A 15,801-nucleotide genomic window follows, 5' to 3' on the forward strand; every position below is an offset into this window, starting at 1 on the left:
CAATCTGCATCATGCCTGAGATGACACAGTAACCGCTCCCGGCCCGCAGTACCACAGCCGGATGCCCAGGTCCCGGGCATCCCCTTCCTCTTGCCGAAAATACCTTGGGGGGAGTCGCCGAAGGCGACGGGGGGCAAAGCCCCCCGCCCCGGTCGCCGCCAGCGGCGGCGAAACTCAGGCTGGCGACAGAACCGGCGCCGTCGCGGATCAGTGCGTCGTGGCGCCCGGCCCTTCTTCGCCCTTGGCGATCGCGGACCTGGCCGCGGCGGCTTCTTCCTCGGCCGCCTCGTCCCACTCGATCGGCTCCGGTTTGGCGATCAGCGCGTGTTCCAGCACTTCCGAGACATGGCTGACAGGAATGATCGTCAGGCCTTCCTTCACGTTGTCGGGAATCTCCGGCAGGTCCTTCTCGTTCTCCTGCGGGATCAGCACCGTCTTGATGCCGCCACGCAGCGCCGCCAGCAGCTTCTCCTTCAGCCCGCCGATGGCCAGCGCATTGCCGCGCAGCGTGACCTCGCCGGTCATGGCGATATCCTTGCGCACCGGGATACCGGTCAGCACCGAGACGATCGACGTGACCATCGCCAGGCCCGCCGAGGGACCGTCCTTGGGCGTGGCGCCCTCGGGCACGTGCACGTGGATGTCCCACTTGTCGAAGCGCGGCGGCTTGATGCCGAGCCTGGGCGAGATCGAGCGGACATAGGACGACGCCGCCTCGATCGATTCCTTCATCACGTCGCCCAGCTTGCCGGTGGTCTTCATCCGACCCTTGCCCGGCAGACGCAGCGCCTCGATGTTGAGCAGCTCGCCCCCCACCGACGTATAGGCCAGCCCGGTCACGACGCCGATCTGGTCGCTTTCCTCGGCCAGGCCATAGCGGTATTTCGGCACGCCAAGGAACTCGTCCAGGTTGTCGGGCGTCACGGAGACGCTCTCCGCCTCGCCCTTGATGATCCGGGTCAGCGACTTGCGCGCCACCTTGGCGATCTCGCGTTCCAGGTTCCGCACGCCCGCTTCGCGGGTATAGGTGCGGATCATCTTGGTCAGCGCCTCGTCTGTCAGTTCGAACTCCTTGCCCTTCAGCCCGTGGTTCTTGACCTGTTTCGAGATCAGGTGCTGCTTGGCGATCTCGCGCTTCTCGTCCTCGGTGTAGCCGGCCAGCGGAATGATCTCCATCCGGTCGAGCAAGGGCCCGGGCATGTTGTAGCTGTTGGACGTGGTCAGGAACATCACATTCGAAAGATCGTATTCCACCTCGAGATAGTGGTCCACGAAAGTGTTGTTCTGCTCCGGGTCCAGCACCTCGAGCATGGCCGAGGCCGGGTCGCCGCGGAAGTCCTGGCCCATCTTGTCGATCTCGTCCAGCAGGATCAGCGGGTTCGTGGTCTTGGCCTTCTTCAGCGCCTGGATGATCTTGCCGGGCATCGAGCCGATATAGGTCCGGCGGTGGCCGCGGATCTCGGATTCGTCGCGCACCCCGCCGAGGCTGATGCGGATGAACTCGCGCCCGGTGGCGCGCGCGACCGACTTGCCCAGCGAGGTCTTGCCCACGCCCGGCGGGCCGACCAGGCACATGATCGGGCCCTTCATCTTCTTCGACCGCTGCTGCACGGCCAGGTATTCGACGATGCGTTCCTTGACCTTCTCCAGCCCGTAATGGTCGTCGTCCAGCACCTTCTGCGCACGACCCAGATCCTTCTTCACGCGCGACTTCACGCCCCACGGGATCGACAGCATCCAGTCGAGATAGTTGCGCACGACCGTTGCCTCGGCACTCATCGGCGACATGTTCTTGAGCTTCTTGAGCTCGGCCTCGGCCTTCTCGCGCGCCTCTTTCGACAGCTTGGTCTCGGCGATCTTCTCTTCCAGCTCGGCGATCTCGCCGGCGCCCTCCTCGCCGTCACCCAGCTCGCGCTGAATGGCCTTCATCTGCTCATTCAGGTAATACTCGCGCTGGGTCTTCTCCATCTGCGACTTGACGCGGGTCTTGATCTTCTTCTCGACCTGCAGGACCGACATCTCGCCCTGCATCAGCCCATAGACCTTTTCCAGCCGTTCACTGACGCTGAGCGTTTCCAGAAGATCCTGCTTCTGCTCGACCTCAATGCCCAGATGCCCGGCCACCAGGTCGGCCAGCTTGGCCGGCTCGGTGGTCTCGCCCACAGCGGCCAGCGCCTCCTCGGGGATGTTCTTGCGCACCTTGGCATAGCGCTCGAACTCGTCGCCCACAGTGCGCAGCAGCGCCTCGGTGGTGGTCACGTCACCCGGCATCTCGGACAGGTATTCGGCGCGCGCCTCGAAGAAGTCCTCGTTTTCGAGGAATTCGGTGATGGTGACACGCGCCTGCCCCTCGACCAGCACCTTGACGGTGCCGTCGGGCAGTTTCAGCAGCTGCAGCACGTTGGCCAGCACGCCCGCGCGGAAGATGCCGTCGCTGTCGGGATCGTCCACCGCGGGGTCGATCTGGCTCGACAGCAGGATCTGCTTGTCGTCCTGCATCACCTCTTCGAGGGCGCGCACCGATTTCTCGCGGCCCACGAAAAGCGGCACGATCATGTGCGGGAACACCACGATGTCGCGCAGCGGCAGGACGGGATAGGAGGAGTTCAACGGCTCTTGCATGCTCAATCCTTGTCATTGGCAAGACGAACCGGCCCCGCTTGGCGGCAGCACTGTCCGTCTCCGGTATGGGCTAGTGAAGTGGGGCGGTCACACCGCCTTTTCAACCGCACCGCCTGTATTGGCCGGCAGCATGACGCCACTGACCGGTCACCGCAAGGTCACATGCGCGCGATTGCGGCATTTTCGTCGGCAAGATCACATCGGGTCGATATCGCCCTGTTCGCGGGCGGCATGGAACTCCGACTGCCAGGCAGCGAACCGGCCTTCGGCGATGGCCGCGCGCATCCCGGCCATCAGGTCCTGGTAGAATTGCAGGTTGTGCCAGGTCAGCAGCATCGAACTGATGATCTCCTGGCTGCGGAAGACATGGTGCAGATAGGCGCGGGAGTAGTTTCGGCAGGCCGGGCAGGAGCAGGCCTCATCCAGCGGGCGCGGATCGTCCATGTGGCGGGCGTTCTTGATGTTGAGCTGGCCGTGCCGGGTGAACACCTGCCCGGTGCGTCCCGACCGCGACGGCAGGACGCAATCCATCATGTCGATCCCGCGGGCCACGGCGCCCACGATGTCATCGGGCTTGCCCACCCCCATCAGATAGCGCGGCTTGTTCTCGGGCAGCTGGTCGGTGGCGAAGTCCAGCACGCCGAACATCGCCTCCTGCCCCTCGCCCACCGCCAGGCCGCCCACTGCGTAGCCCTCGAATCCGATCTCGCGCAGCGCCTCGGCACTTTCGGCGCGCAGGTCGTGTTCCAACCCGCCCTGCTGAATGCCGAACAGCGCATGACCCGGCCGGTCGCCGAAGGCCGCCCGCGAGCGCGCGGCCCAGCGCATCGATAGGCGCATGCTGCGGGCGATGCGGTCGCGGTCGGCGGGCAGCGCCGGGCATTCGTCGAAACACATCACGATATCGCTGCCCAGCAGACGCTGGATCTCCATCGAGCGTTCCGGGGTCAGTTCGTGTTTCGACCCGTCGATATGGGATTTGAAGGTCACGCCCTCTTCGGTCAGCCTGCGCAACCCGGCCAGGCTCATCACCTGGAAGCCGCCGGAATCCGTCAGGATGGGACGGTCCCAGTTCATGAACCGGTGCAGCCCGCCCAGACGGTCGATCCGCTCGGCGGTGGGGCGCAGCATCAGGTGATAGGTGTTGCCCAGCAGCACGTCGGCGCCGGTGGCCCGGACATTCTCGGGCAGCATGGCCTTGACCGTGGCGGCGGTGCCGACCGGCATGAAGGCCGGTGTGCGGATCCGGCCGCGCGGGGTGTCGATCGCGCCGGTGCGGGCGCGGCCGTCGGTGGCATCCAGCCGGAAGGAGAAACGCTCTGTCATGACGCCGCGAATTGCCCCATCGGGGGGCGCAATGCAAGCCTGTCGCGGCCTGCGCTCAATGCAGGCTGGCGACCCGCTGGGTGAACAGGTCGATCACCTCGCGCGCCGCGACTGTCCTGCAGACGGCCACGTCCGGCCGGGAGCTGTCCATCCGGGTTGCACCGATCTCGTCACCATCCTGCGCGACATGCAGCCCGGTCTGCACCGTGTCGAACAGCTGCGGGTGGGTGCATGCGATCACCGCAGTCGAGTCGTGCAGCCCGCAGCCCTCGATCCCCACGCTGTTGCGGTAGAATTCCAGGTAGAACTGCGAGATCTCGCGCAGGAAGCCGCCCACCTTGGGGGCCGCACCGCTCAGCAGGTCGAAATCGCCGGCATCGTAAAGCGTGCCGAGCGTGACATCGAGGCCGACCAGCGTCACCTCGGCCCCGGCGGCCAGAACCTCGTCTGCGGCCACGGGGTCGTGATAGATGTTGGCCTCGGCCGCGGCGGTCACGTTGCCGCCGTTGAAGACCGATCCGCCCATGATGACCAGCCGGTTCAGGTTGCCGGCAAAACCGGGATCCAGGCGCATCGCGTCGGCGATGTTGGTCAGCGGCCCGATGGCGCAGACGATCAGCTCGCCGGCATGTTCCCGCGCCATGCGCACCAGGAACTCCGCCGCGCTCTCCGGGTGGTTCTGCCCGATCTGCGGGATCTCGGTGACATGGCCAAACCCCTCGGCCCCATGCACCGCGACCGACGGGTGATAATCCGACGCGCCGCGCGGCAGAGCCGCGCCTTCGGCCACCGGCACATCGAGGCCCAGAAGATGCAGGACATAACGCGCGTTGCGGCTTGACTGGTGCACCTGCGTGTTGCCGAACACGGTGCTCAGCCCCAGCAGCTCGATCTCGGGTGCGGCGGCGGCATAGGCAATGGCCAGCGCGTCGTCGATTCCCGGGTCGGTATCAATGATCAGCTTCATGGGCGAGGGGGATACAGCCATTCCCGCCCGCGGCCAAGCGCGCAGGTGGGGAAAGGCCCGCAGAAAGCGCAAATAGCGCCCAGATTGCAGTTGCGCGACGCGCCGTTCGCCTCATACACATCTTGAAAAGCGACGATTCAACCCACAAATGTATACTATTGCACACAATGACTTGGAGAGCTGAATGAACGAAGACCTGATTATGGACCTGATCGCCGGGAACATCCTTTATCTGCTGGGCGCCGGCCTGATCGTGCTGGTCATCCTCAAGGGCATCAAGATCGTCCCGCAATCGGAGAAGTTCGTGGTCGAAAGGTTCGGCCGCCTGCATTCCGTCCTGGGGCCGGGCATCAATTTCATCGTTCCGTTCCTGGACGTGGCGCGCCACAAGATCTCGATCCTCGAACGGCAACTGCCCGACGCCACCCAGGACGCGATCACCAAGGACAATGTCCTGGTCCAGATCGACACATCGGTCTTCTATCGCATTCTCGAGCCGGAAAAGACGGTTTATCGCATCCGCGACGTGGACGGGGCCATCGCCACCACCGTGGCCGGGATCGTGCGGGCCGAGATCGGCAAGCTGGACCTCGATGACGTGCAGTCGAACCGCAACCAGCTGATCAGCCAGATCCAGGCCAGCGTCGAGGACGCGGTGGACAACTGGGGCATCGAGGTCACACGGGCCGAGATCCTGGACGTCAACCTCGATCAGGCGACGCGCGACGCGATGCTGCAACAGCTCAACGCCGAGCGGGCGCGGCGCGCGCAGGTCACCGAGGCCGAGGGCAAGAAACGGTCGGTCGAGCTGGAGGCGGATGCCGAGCTCTATGCCGCCGAACAGACCGCCAAGGCGCGGCGCATCCAGGCCGATGCCGAAGCCTATGCCACCGAGGTGGTGGCCAACGCGATCCGCGAAAACGGCATCCAGGCCGCGCAATACCAGGTCGCGCTGAAGCAGGTCGAGGCGCTGAACGCCCTTGGCAACGGCTCCGGCAAGCAGACCATCGTCCTGCCCGCCAGCGCGCTCGAGGCCTTCGGCGATGCCTTCAAGCTGCTCAAGGGAGATGTTCGATGATGACCGAACCGCTATGGACCGTCTGGTGGGTCTGGGGCGCGGCCGCGCTGATCCTGGCGATTCTCGAGGTGCTGGTGCCCGGCTTCGTCTTCGTGGGCTTTGCGGTCGGTGCCGCCGCGGTGGCGCTGTTCCTGCTCAACACCGGGCTCAGCCTGGGGCTGGCGCCGCTGCTGCTGATCTTCGCGGTGCTGTCGCTGGTGACCTGGTTGATCCTGCGGCGCTACTTCGCCCTGCCCAAAGGACAGGTCAAGCGTTTCACCGACGATATCAACGACTGACGCGGCGGATCGGGACGGGCCGCCACCGGCCCGTCCGGCAGCAACGCGGGTCAGCCCTGATGGGGGCCGCGCAGCCCGGCAATGGCGCGGCGCACCGCTTGCCAGTCCTCGGCCTCGGCCTTGCGGCCGGCCGCCTCGCAATGGCGCACCTTCTCGGCCACCTCTGCCTCGGCCTTGCCCCCATGCGCGGTATAGAGCGCGCGGGCGTATTCCACGGTCTTGATCGGGTCCATCCTGTCATCCTCCCATTCGTCTGGTTGCAGGTTTCCCCCACTCCGGGCGCTGCCGCCCAAGGGATGCCATCATAACACGAATCCGCAGCTTGCGAAGTCTGCCATGCGGGCACGGCCACTTTACGCGCCTATCCGCATTCCCTATATAAACAGTCGACAAAAGGCACCGAGGATCACATGACCAGTTCGACCGAACAGTTCGAGGGCGCACCGCTGATCGCGCCGTCCAGCGTGGACCATCCGCTCTACGATCAGGTGGTCGAGGCGTGCCGCAGCGTCTATGACCCTGAAATCCCGGTCAATATCTACGAGCTGGGGCTGATCTACACGATCGAGATCTCGCCCGAGAACGAAATCCGCGTGGTGATGACCCTGACCGCGCCGGGATGTCCCGTGGCCGGCGAGATGCCGGGCTGGGTGGCCGAGGCGATCGAGCCGCTGCCCGGCGTCAAGCAGGTCGATGTGGAACTCACCTGGGAGCCGCCCTGGGGCATGGAAATGATGTCGGACGAGGCGCGGCTGGAACTGGGGTTCATGTAGCACCGATCGGTGACGGCCCTTGAGACGTGCGGGCCGCATCCCTAGGTTAAACATGACTCGGAATTGGAGATTTTCATGTTCGGCATTCCCGGCAAACAGGCGGTCACCATGACGCCGCGCGCCGCGGCCCAGATCGCCAGGCTGATGGACAAGGGCGGCCATGCCGGTCTGCGCATCGGCGTCAAGAAGGGCGGTTGCGCAGGCATGGAATACACGATGGACTACGTGGAGTCGCCCGAGGCCAATGACGAGGTGGTCGAACAGGACGGCGCGCGCATCCTGATCGCCCCGATGGCCCAGATGTTCCTCTTCGGAACCGAGATCGACTATGAGGTCTCGCTGCTGGAATCGGGCTTCAAGTTCCGCAATCCCAACGTGGTCGACGCCTGCGGCTGTGGTGAATCGATCAAGTTCGACGACAGCGTCGGGCAGGCGCAGCAATCCACCGGCAAGTGACCGCTCGGGCCGTCCCTACCCCGCCGCGTTCAGGTGCAGGTAGGTCTCGGAATACCTGCGGGTCAGGTGCATCCCCGCCGAAATCGCCTGGGCCGAGCCCGGCGGCGCGACATTGGTGTCGTAGCCGGGGTTGAAGAACATCGGGATCGAGATCCGCTCCTCGGGGCCGCCGCGCACCCGGTGCGGGGTGGCCTTGATCTGCCCGTCGGTCCAGAACTCCAGCATCTCGCCGAAATTGATCACGAACGTGCCGGGGTCCGCCCGGACGCCTACCCAGGTGCCGTCCGGCATCTGCGCCTCCAGCCCGCCGACCCCGTCGGTCGCCAGCAGGGTCAGGCAGCCATAATCGGTATGCGCGGCGATGCCAAAATCCTTGTCGCCCGCCCAATCGGGCCGCGCCGGATAGTAGTTGCCGCGCAGCAGCGCCATCGGGGTCTCGAAGGCGGTATCGAAATAGTGCTCGTCCCGGCCGGTCGCGGCGGCGATGGCGCGCAGAACCTGCATCGCCACGGCGCAGGCCTCGGTGTAGTAGCCCTGAACCTCGGCGCGGAAACCGGCCGGGTGCCCGGGCCAGAGGTTCGGCGCATAGACGCTCAGCCCCCGCGTGGCATAAGGATTGCCGTCGGGCAGCTCATAGCCGCAGTCGAAGACTTCCTTGAAATCGGGATTGGCGTCGGGGTCGACCTGTTCGGTCTGTGGTGCCCCCCAGCCGCGGTTCGACCCGGTGCGGGCCATGTCGACCCCGCGCTTGTCTTCTTCGGGCAGGGTGAAGAAGTCGCGATAGGCGGCCAGCACCCGCCGCACCCGATCCCCGGTCAGCGCGGTGTTGGACAATTTGAGAAACCCGATTTCCTCGACCGCGTGCGCCAGGCGCTGCATCTCCTCGGGGTGCCGCGCGTTCAGGCGCGCAAGATCCAGGTCGTCGATCATCGGGATGCCCTCGTTTTCCGTCGCGTAAGCCTGCCGCGCGGCACTCGTTCTGGCAAGCGCGATTTATCTGGACGCGTGGCGGATGCTCTGGGAAAAGCGTGAGCAACATTGGAAGCGTGAAAGGACATGGCCATGCGGCGGAAACTGGCGGCAGGAAACTGGAAAATGAACGGCACCGGCGCACAGCTGGCAGAGCTGGACCGGCTGGCCGCGGCGCATCCCGAACCGGGGGTCGACGTGCTGATCTGCCCGCCCGCCACGCTGATCCACCGCGCCGCGTCGGCCCTGGCCCAGAGCCCGGTTTCCGTGGGCGGCCAGGACTGCCACGCCGCCATGTCGGGCGCGCATACCGGCGATGTCGCGGCCCAGATGTTGGCCGAGGCCGGTGCGACGGCGGCGATCCTGGGCCATTCCGAGCGCCGCGCCGATCACGGCGAGACCGATGCGCAGGTGCGCGACAAGACCGCGGCCGCCATCGCCGCCGGGCTGGTGGCCGTGGTCTGCCTGGGCGAGAGCCTGGACGACCGCGAGGCGGGCCGCACCCTCGACGTGGTCGGCGCGCAGCTCGATGGCTCGGTGCCGGATGATGCGAGCGCCGACCGTCTGGTCATCGCCTACGAGCCGATCTGGGCCATCGGGACCGGCAAGGTTCCGACCCTGGAGCAGATCGGCGAGGTGCACGACTTTCTGCGCGACCGCCTGAGCGCCCGTTTCGGGCGCGAGCCCGGCACGGCGATCCGACTGCTTTATGGCGGGTCGGTGAAACCGGGCAACGCGGCCGAGATCTTTGCGGTGAACAATGTAGACGGCGCGCTGGTCGGCGGCGCCAGCCTCAAGGCCGAGGATTTCTCGCCCATCATCGCGGCGCTGGAAGCGGCCTGACGCCCGAACAGAAAAACGGCCCCGCGCGGGGCCGTTTCCTGTTCTACCGGCAAATTGCCTAGTTGGTTATGATCTCCGGCCCCATGAAGGTGTTGGGCAGGACCGTGGACAGCCACGGAATGTAGGTCACCATGATCAGGAAGACGAACAGCACCGCCAGGAAGGGCAGCGCCGCGCGCACGACGCTCATCATCGGCATACCGGCCACGCCCGAGGTCACGAAGAGGTTGAGCCCCACCGGCGGCGTGATCATCCCGATCTCCATGTTCACCACCATAATGATGCCGAGGTGAATCGGGTCGATGCCCAGTTCGATGGCGATGGGGAACACCAAGGGTGCCACGATCACCAGCAGGCCCGAGGGCTCCATGAACTGTCCGCCGATCAGCAGGATGACGTTGACCACGATCAGGAAGGTGATCGGCCCCAGCCCCGCCGACAGCATCGCGTTGGCGATGTGCTGCGGGATCTGTTCGTCGGTCAGCACGTGCTTGAGGATCAGCGCGTTGGCGATGACGAAAAGCAGCGTCACCGTCAGCTTGCCGGCCTCGAACAGGGTGCGCCGCGTGTCGTCGTGGACAAAGGCGGTGAGCAGCGCGTGTGGCCGCTTCCACAGCGGCATGTTCGGGGCATCCCCCTCGCGGGCCAGAGGCCCCATGTCCTTGTAGACGAAGCTGGCGATCAGGAAGGCATAGACCGCCGCCACCGCCGCTGCCTCGGTGGGCGTGAAGATGCCGCCATAGATGCCGCCCAGGATGATTACGATCAGGAACAGGCCCCAGGCCGCCTCGCGCGCGGACTCGAAGATCTCGCCCCAGCCCAGCCAGTCGCCCTTGGGCAGGTTCTTGACCTTGGCCATGACGTAGATCGTGACCATCAGCATGAGGCCCGCCAGCAGACCGGGGATCACCCCGGCCAGGAACATCCGGCCCACCGACACCTCGACCGCGGCGGCATAGACCACCATCACGATCGACGGCGGGATCAGGATGCCCAGGGTGCCGGCGTTGCAGATCACGCCCGCGGCGAACTCCTTGGAGTAACCGACCTGCCGCATGCCTGCGATCACGATGGACCCGATGGCGACCACGGTGGCCGGCGACGACCCGGAGAGCGCGGCGAACAGCATGCAGGCGAAGACCCCGGCAATCGCCAGCCCGCCCGGCAGGTGCCCGACGCAGGCGATCGAGAAGCGGATGATCCGCCGCGCCACCCCGCCGGTCGTCATGAATGACGACGCCAGGATGAAGAAGGGGATCGCCAGGAGGGTGAAGTGCCCCTCGAACGCCTCGAACAGGGTACCGGCGACCGAGGCCAGCGAACTGTCGGAATAGATCAGCAGGAACAGCGTCGAGCTGAGGCCCAGCGACACCGCAATCGGCACCCCGATCAGCAGCAGCCCGATGACCATCGAGAACAGAAGAACGACATCCATCAGCTTTGCCCCCCGTGTTGCGAGCGGACCTGCTCCAGCTCTTCCTCGACCTCGTGGCTGGCGACCATGCGGTCGGCCTCGCCGCGCCAGATGGCGATCGCCACCTGCACGAAACGGATCAGCAGAAGCAGCATCGACACCGGCAGGACCAGGTAGGGCACTACCTTGGGCAGCTTCTCGTATCCCTCGCCGTAGTTGATCAGATCCTCGAGAAAGCGCAGCGGCGCGACCATCGGGATGTCGTCAACCTCATAGAAGCTCTGGCTGCGCGCGGAAGTGTCGAAGCCGGTGGGGAACCAGCGGCCCGAGGTCGGCGGCAGGTCGGCGAAGACCGCCCAATAGTCATAGGTGCCCTTGAGCATCAGCAGCGAGAACACCAGGCAGGCCGCCACCGCGACCAGCGCCATGACCCGCCGCGGCGCCGGCGCCAGCATGTTGAGAACGGCGTCGACCCCCAGGTGGGCGTGTTTCTTGACCGCATAGGACGCGCCCAGCAGCACCAGCCAGCCGAAGGTGAACACCGTCAGCTCGAGCGCCCAGAGAATGTTGGAGTTGAATACGAAACGCGCGATCACGTTGGCGAATGTGACTGCCGTCATCAGACCGAGCAGCGCCGCGATGAGCGTCTCCTCGATCCGGTCGGCAAGCCCGGTTGGTCCGGGTGCAGAACCAGACATCTTGCTGTCCCCACGAATTGCTGGAAATCGGAGAATTCAGCGGGCCGGACGGCGTTGCCGGCCCGCTGGGCGCGGTGCGCGCGTGCCACTCCCCTGCCACGCGCGCGCCTTGCCTGAACCGGGATCAGAACCCGGCGTTGATGGATTGTGCCGCGTCGATCTTTTCCTGACCGACGTCACCGGCGAACTTTTCCCAGACCGGCTTCATCGCGTCGACCCAGGCCTGGCGCTGTTCCGGCGTCAGTTCGCGGATGACCCCGCCGGCGTCGATGATCGACTTTTTCGCGGCCTGGTTCACGCTGTAGGATTCCTTGTTCCGGGTCTCGGTCACCTCGGTGAGGATGGTAAGGAACTGGTCGCGCACATCCGGCTCCAGGCTGTCCAGCCAGTCGACGCTGGTGACGACCAGATAGTCGATGATGCCGTGATTGGTCTCGGTGATGCCGTCCTGCACCTCGAAGAACTTCTTGCCGTAGATGTTGGACCAGGTGTTCTCCTGCCCGTCCACAACGCCCTGCTGCAGCGCGCCATAGACTTCCGAGAAGGCCATCTTCTGCGGGCTGCCCCCGATGGCTTCCATCTGCGCGACCAGAACGTCCGAGGATTGCACACGGAACTTCAGCCCGTTGGCGTCAGAGGGTTCCAGCAGCGGCTTGTTGGCCGACATCTGCTTCATGCCGTTGTGCCAGAAGGCCAGACCCTGCAGGCCGCGGCGCTGCATGCTGTCCTTCATCGCCTGGCCGGTTTCCGAGGCCTGGAAGGCGTCGACCGCCTCGATGTTCTTGAACATGAAGGGCAGGTCGAACAGGCGGAACTGCTTGGTGAACTTCTCGAACTTGGACAGCGAGGGTGCTGCCAGCTGCACGTCGCCCTGCAGCATCGCCTCGAGCACCTTGTCGTCGTTGTAGAGCGTGGAGTTGGGGTAGACCTCCATGCACATCGTGCCGTTCATCTCGTCATTCACCCGCTGTTCCAGCAGCGAGGCGGCGATGCCCTTGGGGTGCTTGTCGGTGTTGGTCACATGCGCGAACTTGACGACGATCTCGCCTTCTTCGCAGGCGGCAAAGCCCGCGGTCGCGGTCACGCTCAGCGCCAGTGCGGTGGCGGCGGTTGCCAGAAATTTCATGTCGGATCTCCTCCCGAGAAACTTGCAGTCAATAATCAGCGCGATCTGCGCATCAAGCGCCGGACATCCGGCGCGATGGGCAAAGTGAACCGAATCGCTGCCATCCACTCAACATGCGGGTTCCGGAGGTTGGAACTTTCTGTTTTATTCATCTTTTTCAATTTATTACGGCATGGCGTAAAGGTCTACCTTCCGTTGGGTCAGTCGGCATGTGCGAATTTCCGCACAGGGAAATTCCTGTTTGTGCGGAATTCCGCACAACACCTAGGGCCGGAACGAATCGGGGCGAATCGCGTATTTGGCCAGCTTGTCGTAGAAGGTCTTGCGCGGCAGCTTGAGCGCCTTGGCCGCCTCAGCCGCGCGCCCGTTGCAGCGGTCGAGCGCGGCGACCAGCAGCGACCTCTCGACCCGCGCCATCTGTTCGGCCAGCCCGAGATCCCGCGCCCCGGCCACGTCCTCGGGCAGGCCCAGCACGAAGCGCATCGCCTCGGACATCAGCGCGCGCGCATTGCCCGGCCAGTCCCGCGCCATCAGCGCGGCAAGGTGGTCCGGCGTGATCTCGGGCGCGGTCACCCCGGCCTGCTCGGCGGCCTGGGCCACGTAGCTGCGGAAGATCACCGGAATGTCCTCGGGCCGCTCGGCCAGCGAGGGGATGCGCACCCGCATCACGTCGAGGCGATAGAAGAGATCCGCGTTGAAGCCGCCCTGAGTGACCGCATCGGCAAGATCGACGGTGGTGCCAGCAAGGATACGCATCTCGGCGCCCTGCTCGATCCGGTCGAGCACCGCGTATTGCGTCTCCTCGGACATCGCCGACACCTCGTCGAGGAACAGCGACCCGCCCGCCGCGTCGGGGCAGACGCGGGCGAAACCATCCGGCGTCAGCCCGGCCGCCGCGCGCTTGACGAACGGGCCCTGGGCCGCGGGCGACATCAGGTGGATCACCTCGGCCACCTTCGAGATGCCGCTGCCCGGCGGCCCGGTAACCAGAACCTCGGCGCCGCTGCGCGCCACGTTGCGGACCCGCTCGCGCATGGCCTCGACCCGACCCGAAATGCCGAAGATCAGCCGCGCGGCCGGATCGCCGCTTTCCATCTGGCGCTTGACGCGACGCGCCTCCAGCACATCGGCGCGCACCCGCGCCGCCCGTTCCAGCACCTCCAGCAGATCCGCCGCGGCGCAGGGCTTCTCCAGAAAGTCGAACGCCCCCTCGCCCATCGCCTTGACCGCCATCGGGATGTCGCCTTCGCCGGTCAGCAGCACGATGGGCAATTCCGGATCCCGCTCGCGCGCATAGTTCAGCAGGTGAAACCCGTCCCGCCCCGGCATCCGAATGTCGGTCACGATCACGCCGTCGAATTCCTCGGTGATGTGATCCTTGGCCGCCACGAAGGACGCCGCCGGCATCGGCACGTAGTCTGCCAGCTCCAGCGTCTGGCTCAGCGCCTCGCGCACGGCGGCGTCGTCATCGACCAGCAGCACCTTGCGGATCATGCGGCCCGGTCCTCCTCATAGCGGTCCAGCTCGACGGTGAACTCGGCGCCGCTGCCGGTATTGGCCCCCCGGATGTCGCCGCCAAAGCTCTGCACCAGACCATAGGAGATCGACAGGCCAAGCCCCATCCCCTCGGACGAGCCAACTTCCTTGGTGGAGTAGAACGGCTCGAAGATCTTGTCGGGATCGGCGATCCCCGGGCCGGTGTCGCGCACCGAGACCCGCAGCCGCGCGCCGGTCTCCAGCGCGATCCGGATGCGCTTGTCCGCCTGCCCGTCCATCGCGTCTGCGGCGTTGTTGATCAGGTTGACGAAGACCTGCCCCAGCCGCACCTCGCCGCCCCAGGCAAAGACCGGCCCGGCGGGCGGCGTCCAGTCCAGCGCCACGTGATCGGCGCGCAGCCGCGCGGCGGTCAGCTCCACCGCAGTGTCGATGACCTGGACCAGGTCGACCCGGCCCATCGGTTCGCTCTCGTTGCGGGCAAAGGCGCGCAGGTTGCGGATGATCCGCGCCATCCGTGATGCCAGCGCCGCGATCTTATCCAGGTTCCCTTCCGCCGTTCCGGACCTTCCGCGCTGCAGCAGGGCAGCGCCGTTCTCGGCATATTGCTGGATCGCCATCAGCGGCTGGTTCAACTCGTGGCTGATGCCCGCCGACATCTGGCCCAGGGCGCTCAGCTTGCCGGCCTGCACCAGGTCGGCCTGCGCGCGCTTCAGCGCGGCTTCGGCCTCCTGGCGTTCGGCCACCTCGCGGCGCAGCCGGGCGTTTGCGGCCGACAGCGCCTTGGTGCGGGCGGCCACCCGGCTTTCCAGCACCGCGTTGACCTGGGCCAGCGCGCGGCGGCGTTCGGTGACCAGGAATAGCACCGCGCCGAAGGCCAGGCAGATCGCGGCAATGGCCGCCGCCTGCAACCCCGCCAGCCGCCGGGCGGGCGCGGCATCGACCAGCACCTCGCCCCGCATGCCGATCACCGGCAGGTCCCGGATCAGGTGCAGCGCCCGCGCCGGCAGGTATGGGCCCCAATCCAGCCGCCAGATCTCGAACCGCCCGACATGACGGGCCTGGAACCGGCGCGGCGGTCCCTCGGGCGGTAACAGCCCCGCCGCCCCGTCCGGCCGGCGCCAGAACAGCAGCTCGGAGCGGTTGGTGATGAAGACCTCGCCGCTGTCATCGGTGAAGAACACCGCCGGCGCGTTCCCGCGCCAGTCCCATTCCACATGCGCCACGTCGACCGCAACGATCAGCGCCCCGCGCACCTTGCCATCGCCGGCGAAATCCGGCGCGGCAAAATAATAAGCCCGCTGGTCCAGCGGCCCGCTCACGCCGTGATCGCGACCGACGGCGCCGTGCAGCGCCCTCTGAAAGAACGGCGTGCCCGACACATCCGCACTCAGCTGGCGCCGCGCCGAGACCAGGACCGTTCCGTCGCGATCGGCATACATCACATCCAGCGCCGAGGTCTTGTCGGCCGCCTCCAGCAGCAGCGCCCGCGCCCGCGCCAGTCCGGCGGCATCGTCCAGCCGGTCCAGCGCCGGATGGTCGGCCAGCAGGACGGCGGTGTCCTGGTAGCGTTGCAGCTGTGCGCTCAGCCGGTCGCTGGCCAGTTCCAGATCGGCGGCGGCGCGACGCTCCAGCTGCCCAAGCGCCTGCCGGTAACCATAGGACCAGACGGCCGCCGCCAGCAGGCCGACCGCCAGTACGAACCCGGATATGAACCACCAGCGCCGCATCTTGCACAAGCTCTTGCATTGCCTACA

Annotated in this window: 15 protein-coding genes; 5 read left to right on the forward strand and 10 right to left on the reverse strand. The window is 66.1% G+C overall.

The window, feature by feature from the left end:
* Window positions 1–207: 207 nt before the first annotated feature.
* From lon to BMX57_RS01760, 3 genes are all read right to left on the reverse strand, one after another.
* On the reverse strand, window positions 208–2,622 hold the full coding sequence (gene lon, locus BMX57_RS01750) for an endopeptidase La (RefSeq protein ID WP_092361912.1): 2,415 nt from the start codon (window positions 2,620–2,622) through the stop codon (window positions 208–210).
* 195 nt (window positions 2,623–2,817) lie between these two features.
* Window positions 2,818–3,948, reverse strand: a complete 1,131-nt coding sequence (tgt, locus tag BMX57_RS01755; RefSeq protein ID WP_092361914.1) for a tRNA guanosine(34) transglycosylase Tgt — start codon at window positions 3,946–3,948, stop codon at window positions 2,818–2,820.
* Window positions 3,949–4,003: 55 nt separating this feature from the next.
* On the reverse strand, window positions 4,004–4,936 hold the full coding sequence (locus BMX57_RS01760; RefSeq protein ID WP_229724150.1) for a nucleoside hydrolase: 933 nt from the start codon (window positions 4,934–4,936) through the stop codon (window positions 4,004–4,006).
* Window positions 4,937–5,099: 163 nt separating this feature from the next.
* Between BMX57_RS01760 and BMX57_RS01765 the strand changes: the two genes are divergently transcribed.
* Both BMX57_RS01765 and BMX57_RS01770 read left to right on the forward strand, forming a co-directional pair.
* Entirely contained in the window at window positions 5,100–5,993 is an 894-nt protein-coding gene (locus BMX57_RS01765) for an SPFH domain-containing protein (protein WP_092361917.1), read from the forward strand.
* Window positions 5,993–6,271, forward strand: a complete 279-nt coding sequence (locus BMX57_RS01770; protein WP_092362207.1) for a hypothetical protein — start codon at window positions 5,993–5,995, stop codon at window positions 6,269–6,271. The genes BMX57_RS01765 and BMX57_RS01770 overlap by 1 nt, the downstream gene beginning before the upstream one ends.
* A gap of 50 nt (window positions 6,272–6,321) precedes the next feature.
* Here BMX57_RS01770 and BMX57_RS01775 read toward each other — a convergent pair whose 3' ends face one another.
* Complete coding sequence (locus BMX57_RS01775) at window positions 6,322–6,504, reverse strand: hypothetical protein (protein WP_092361919.1); 183 nt, start codon at window positions 6,502–6,504, stop codon at window positions 6,322–6,324.
* 177 nt (window positions 6,505–6,681) lie between these two features.
* Here BMX57_RS01775 and BMX57_RS01780 point away from each other — a divergent pair, with 177 nt between their 5' ends.
* Complete coding sequence (locus tag BMX57_RS01780; RefSeq protein WP_092361921.1) at window positions 6,682–7,044, forward strand: SUF system Fe-S cluster assembly protein; 363 nt, start codon at window positions 6,682–6,684, stop codon at window positions 7,042–7,044.
* 75 nt (window positions 7,045–7,119) lie between these two features.
* Entirely contained in the window at window positions 7,120–7,500 is a 381-nt protein-coding gene (locus tag BMX57_RS01785) for a HesB/IscA family protein (RefSeq protein WP_092362209.1), read from the forward strand.
* A gap of 15 nt (window positions 7,501–7,515) precedes the next feature.
* On the opposite strand, the gene BMX57_RS01790 is transcribed toward BMX57_RS01785, so the two are convergent.
* A complete protein-coding gene (locus tag BMX57_RS01790) occupies window positions 7,516–8,430 on the reverse strand; it encodes an isopenicillin N synthase family dioxygenase (protein WP_092361923.1) in 915 nt (304 codons plus the stop codon).
* A gap of 132 nt (window positions 8,431–8,562) precedes the next feature.
* Between BMX57_RS01790 and tpiA the strand changes: the two genes are divergently transcribed.
* Window positions 8,563–9,312, forward strand: a complete 750-nt coding sequence (gene tpiA / locus BMX57_RS01795; protein ID WP_092361925.1) for a triose-phosphate isomerase — start codon at window positions 8,563–8,565, stop codon at window positions 9,310–9,312.
* A 58-nt stretch (window positions 9,313–9,370) separates the two neighbouring features.
* Here tpiA and BMX57_RS01800 read toward each other — a convergent pair whose 3' ends face one another.
* The 5 genes from BMX57_RS01800 to BMX57_RS01820 all read right to left on the reverse strand — a co-directional run bounded on the left by BMX57_RS01800 (window position 9,371) and on the right by BMX57_RS01820 (window position 15,774).
* Entirely contained in the window at window positions 9,371–10,747 is a 1,377-nt protein-coding gene (locus BMX57_RS01800; RefSeq protein ID WP_092361927.1) for a TRAP transporter large permease, read from the reverse strand.
* Complete coding sequence (locus tag BMX57_RS01805; RefSeq protein ID WP_092361929.1) at window positions 10,747–11,424, reverse strand: TRAP transporter small permease; 678 nt, start codon at window positions 11,422–11,424, stop codon at window positions 10,747–10,749. The genes BMX57_RS01800 and BMX57_RS01805 overlap by 1 nt, the downstream gene beginning before the upstream one ends.
* Window positions 11,425–11,548: 124 nt before the next feature.
* Window positions 11,549–12,550 carry a DctP family TRAP transporter solute-binding subunit gene (locus tag BMX57_RS01810; RefSeq protein ID WP_092361931.1) on the reverse strand — a complete coding sequence of 334 codons (1,002 nt, stop codon included), beginning with the start codon at window positions 12,548–12,550 and terminating at the stop codon, window positions 11,549–11,551.
* 264 nt (window positions 12,551–12,814) lie between these two features.
* Window positions 12,815–14,044: a sigma-54-dependent transcriptional regulator gene (locus tag BMX57_RS01815; RefSeq protein WP_092361933.1), complete on the reverse strand. Its 1,230-nt coding sequence runs from the start codon at window positions 14,042–14,044 to the stop codon at window positions 12,815–12,817.
* Window positions 14,041–15,774 carry a sensor histidine kinase gene (locus tag BMX57_RS01820; RefSeq protein ID WP_092361935.1) on the reverse strand — a complete coding sequence of 578 codons (1,734 nt, stop codon included), beginning with the start codon at window positions 15,772–15,774 and terminating at the stop codon, window positions 14,041–14,043. The genes BMX57_RS01815 and BMX57_RS01820 overlap by 4 nt, the downstream gene beginning before the upstream one ends.
* Between the last annotated feature and the right edge of the window lie 27 nt (window positions 15,775–15,801).

It is taken from the genome of Cribrihabitans marinus (assembly GCF_900109035.1).
Taxonomy (GTDB): domain Bacteria; phylum Pseudomonadota; class Alphaproteobacteria; order Rhodobacterales; family Rhodobacteraceae; genus Cribrihabitans; species Cribrihabitans marinus.

Excerpts from the sequence above, each read along its gene's own strand:
- BMX57_RS01780 (WP_092361921.1), top strand. The coding sequence starts at position 6,682 with ATGACCAGTTCGACCGAACAGTTCGAGGGCGCACCGCTGATCGCGCCG.
- lon (WP_092361912.1), bottom strand. The coding sequence starts at position 2,622 with ATGCAAGAGCCGTTGAACTCCTCCTATCCCGTCCTGCCGCTGCGCGAC.
- BMX57_RS01790 (WP_092361923.1), bottom strand. The coding sequence starts at position 8,430 with ATGATCGACGACCTGGATCTTGCGCGCCTGAACGCGCGGCACCCCGAG.
- BMX57_RS01820 (WP_092361935.1), bottom strand. The coding sequence starts at position 15,774 with ATGCGGCGCTGGTGGTTCATATCCGGGTTCGTACTGGCGGTCGGCCTG.
- BMX57_RS01765 (WP_092361917.1), top strand. The coding sequence starts at position 5,100 with ATGAACGAAGACCTGATTATGGACCTGATCGCCGGGAACATCCTTTAT.
- BMX57_RS01810 (WP_092361931.1), bottom strand. The coding sequence starts at position 12,550 with ATGAAATTTCTGGCAACCGCCGCCACCGCACTGGCGCTGAGCGTGACC.
- BMX57_RS01785 (WP_092362209.1), top strand. The coding sequence starts at position 7,120 with ATGTTCGGCATTCCCGGCAAACAGGCGGTCACCATGACGCCGCGCGCC.
- BMX57_RS01805 (WP_092361929.1), bottom strand. The coding sequence starts at position 11,424 with ATGTCTGGTTCTGCACCCGGACCAACCGGGCTTGCCGACCGGATCGAG.
- BMX57_RS01815 (WP_092361933.1), bottom strand. The coding sequence starts at position 14,044 with ATGATCCGCAAGGTGCTGCTGGTCGATGACGACGCCGCCGTGCGCGAG.
- BMX57_RS01800 (WP_092361927.1), bottom strand. The coding sequence starts at position 10,747 with ATGGATGTCGTTCTTCTGTTCTCGATGGTCATCGGGCTGCTGCTGATC.
- BMX57_RS01760 (WP_229724150.1), bottom strand. The coding sequence starts at position 4,936 with ATGGCTGTATCCCCCTCGCCCATGAAGCTGATCATTGATACCGACCCG.
- BMX57_RS01775 (WP_092361919.1), bottom strand. The coding sequence starts at position 6,504 with ATGGACCCGATCAAGACCGTGGAATACGCCCGCGCGCTCTATACCGCG.
- tgt (WP_092361914.1), bottom strand. The coding sequence starts at position 3,948 with ATGACAGAGCGTTTCTCCTTCCGGCTGGATGCCACCGACGGCCGCGCC.
- tpiA (WP_092361925.1), top strand. The coding sequence starts at position 8,563 with ATGCGGCGGAAACTGGCGGCAGGAAACTGGAAAATGAACGGCACCGGC.
- BMX57_RS01770 (WP_092362207.1), top strand. The coding sequence starts at position 5,993 with ATGACCGAACCGCTATGGACCGTCTGGTGGGTCTGGGGCGCGGCCGCG.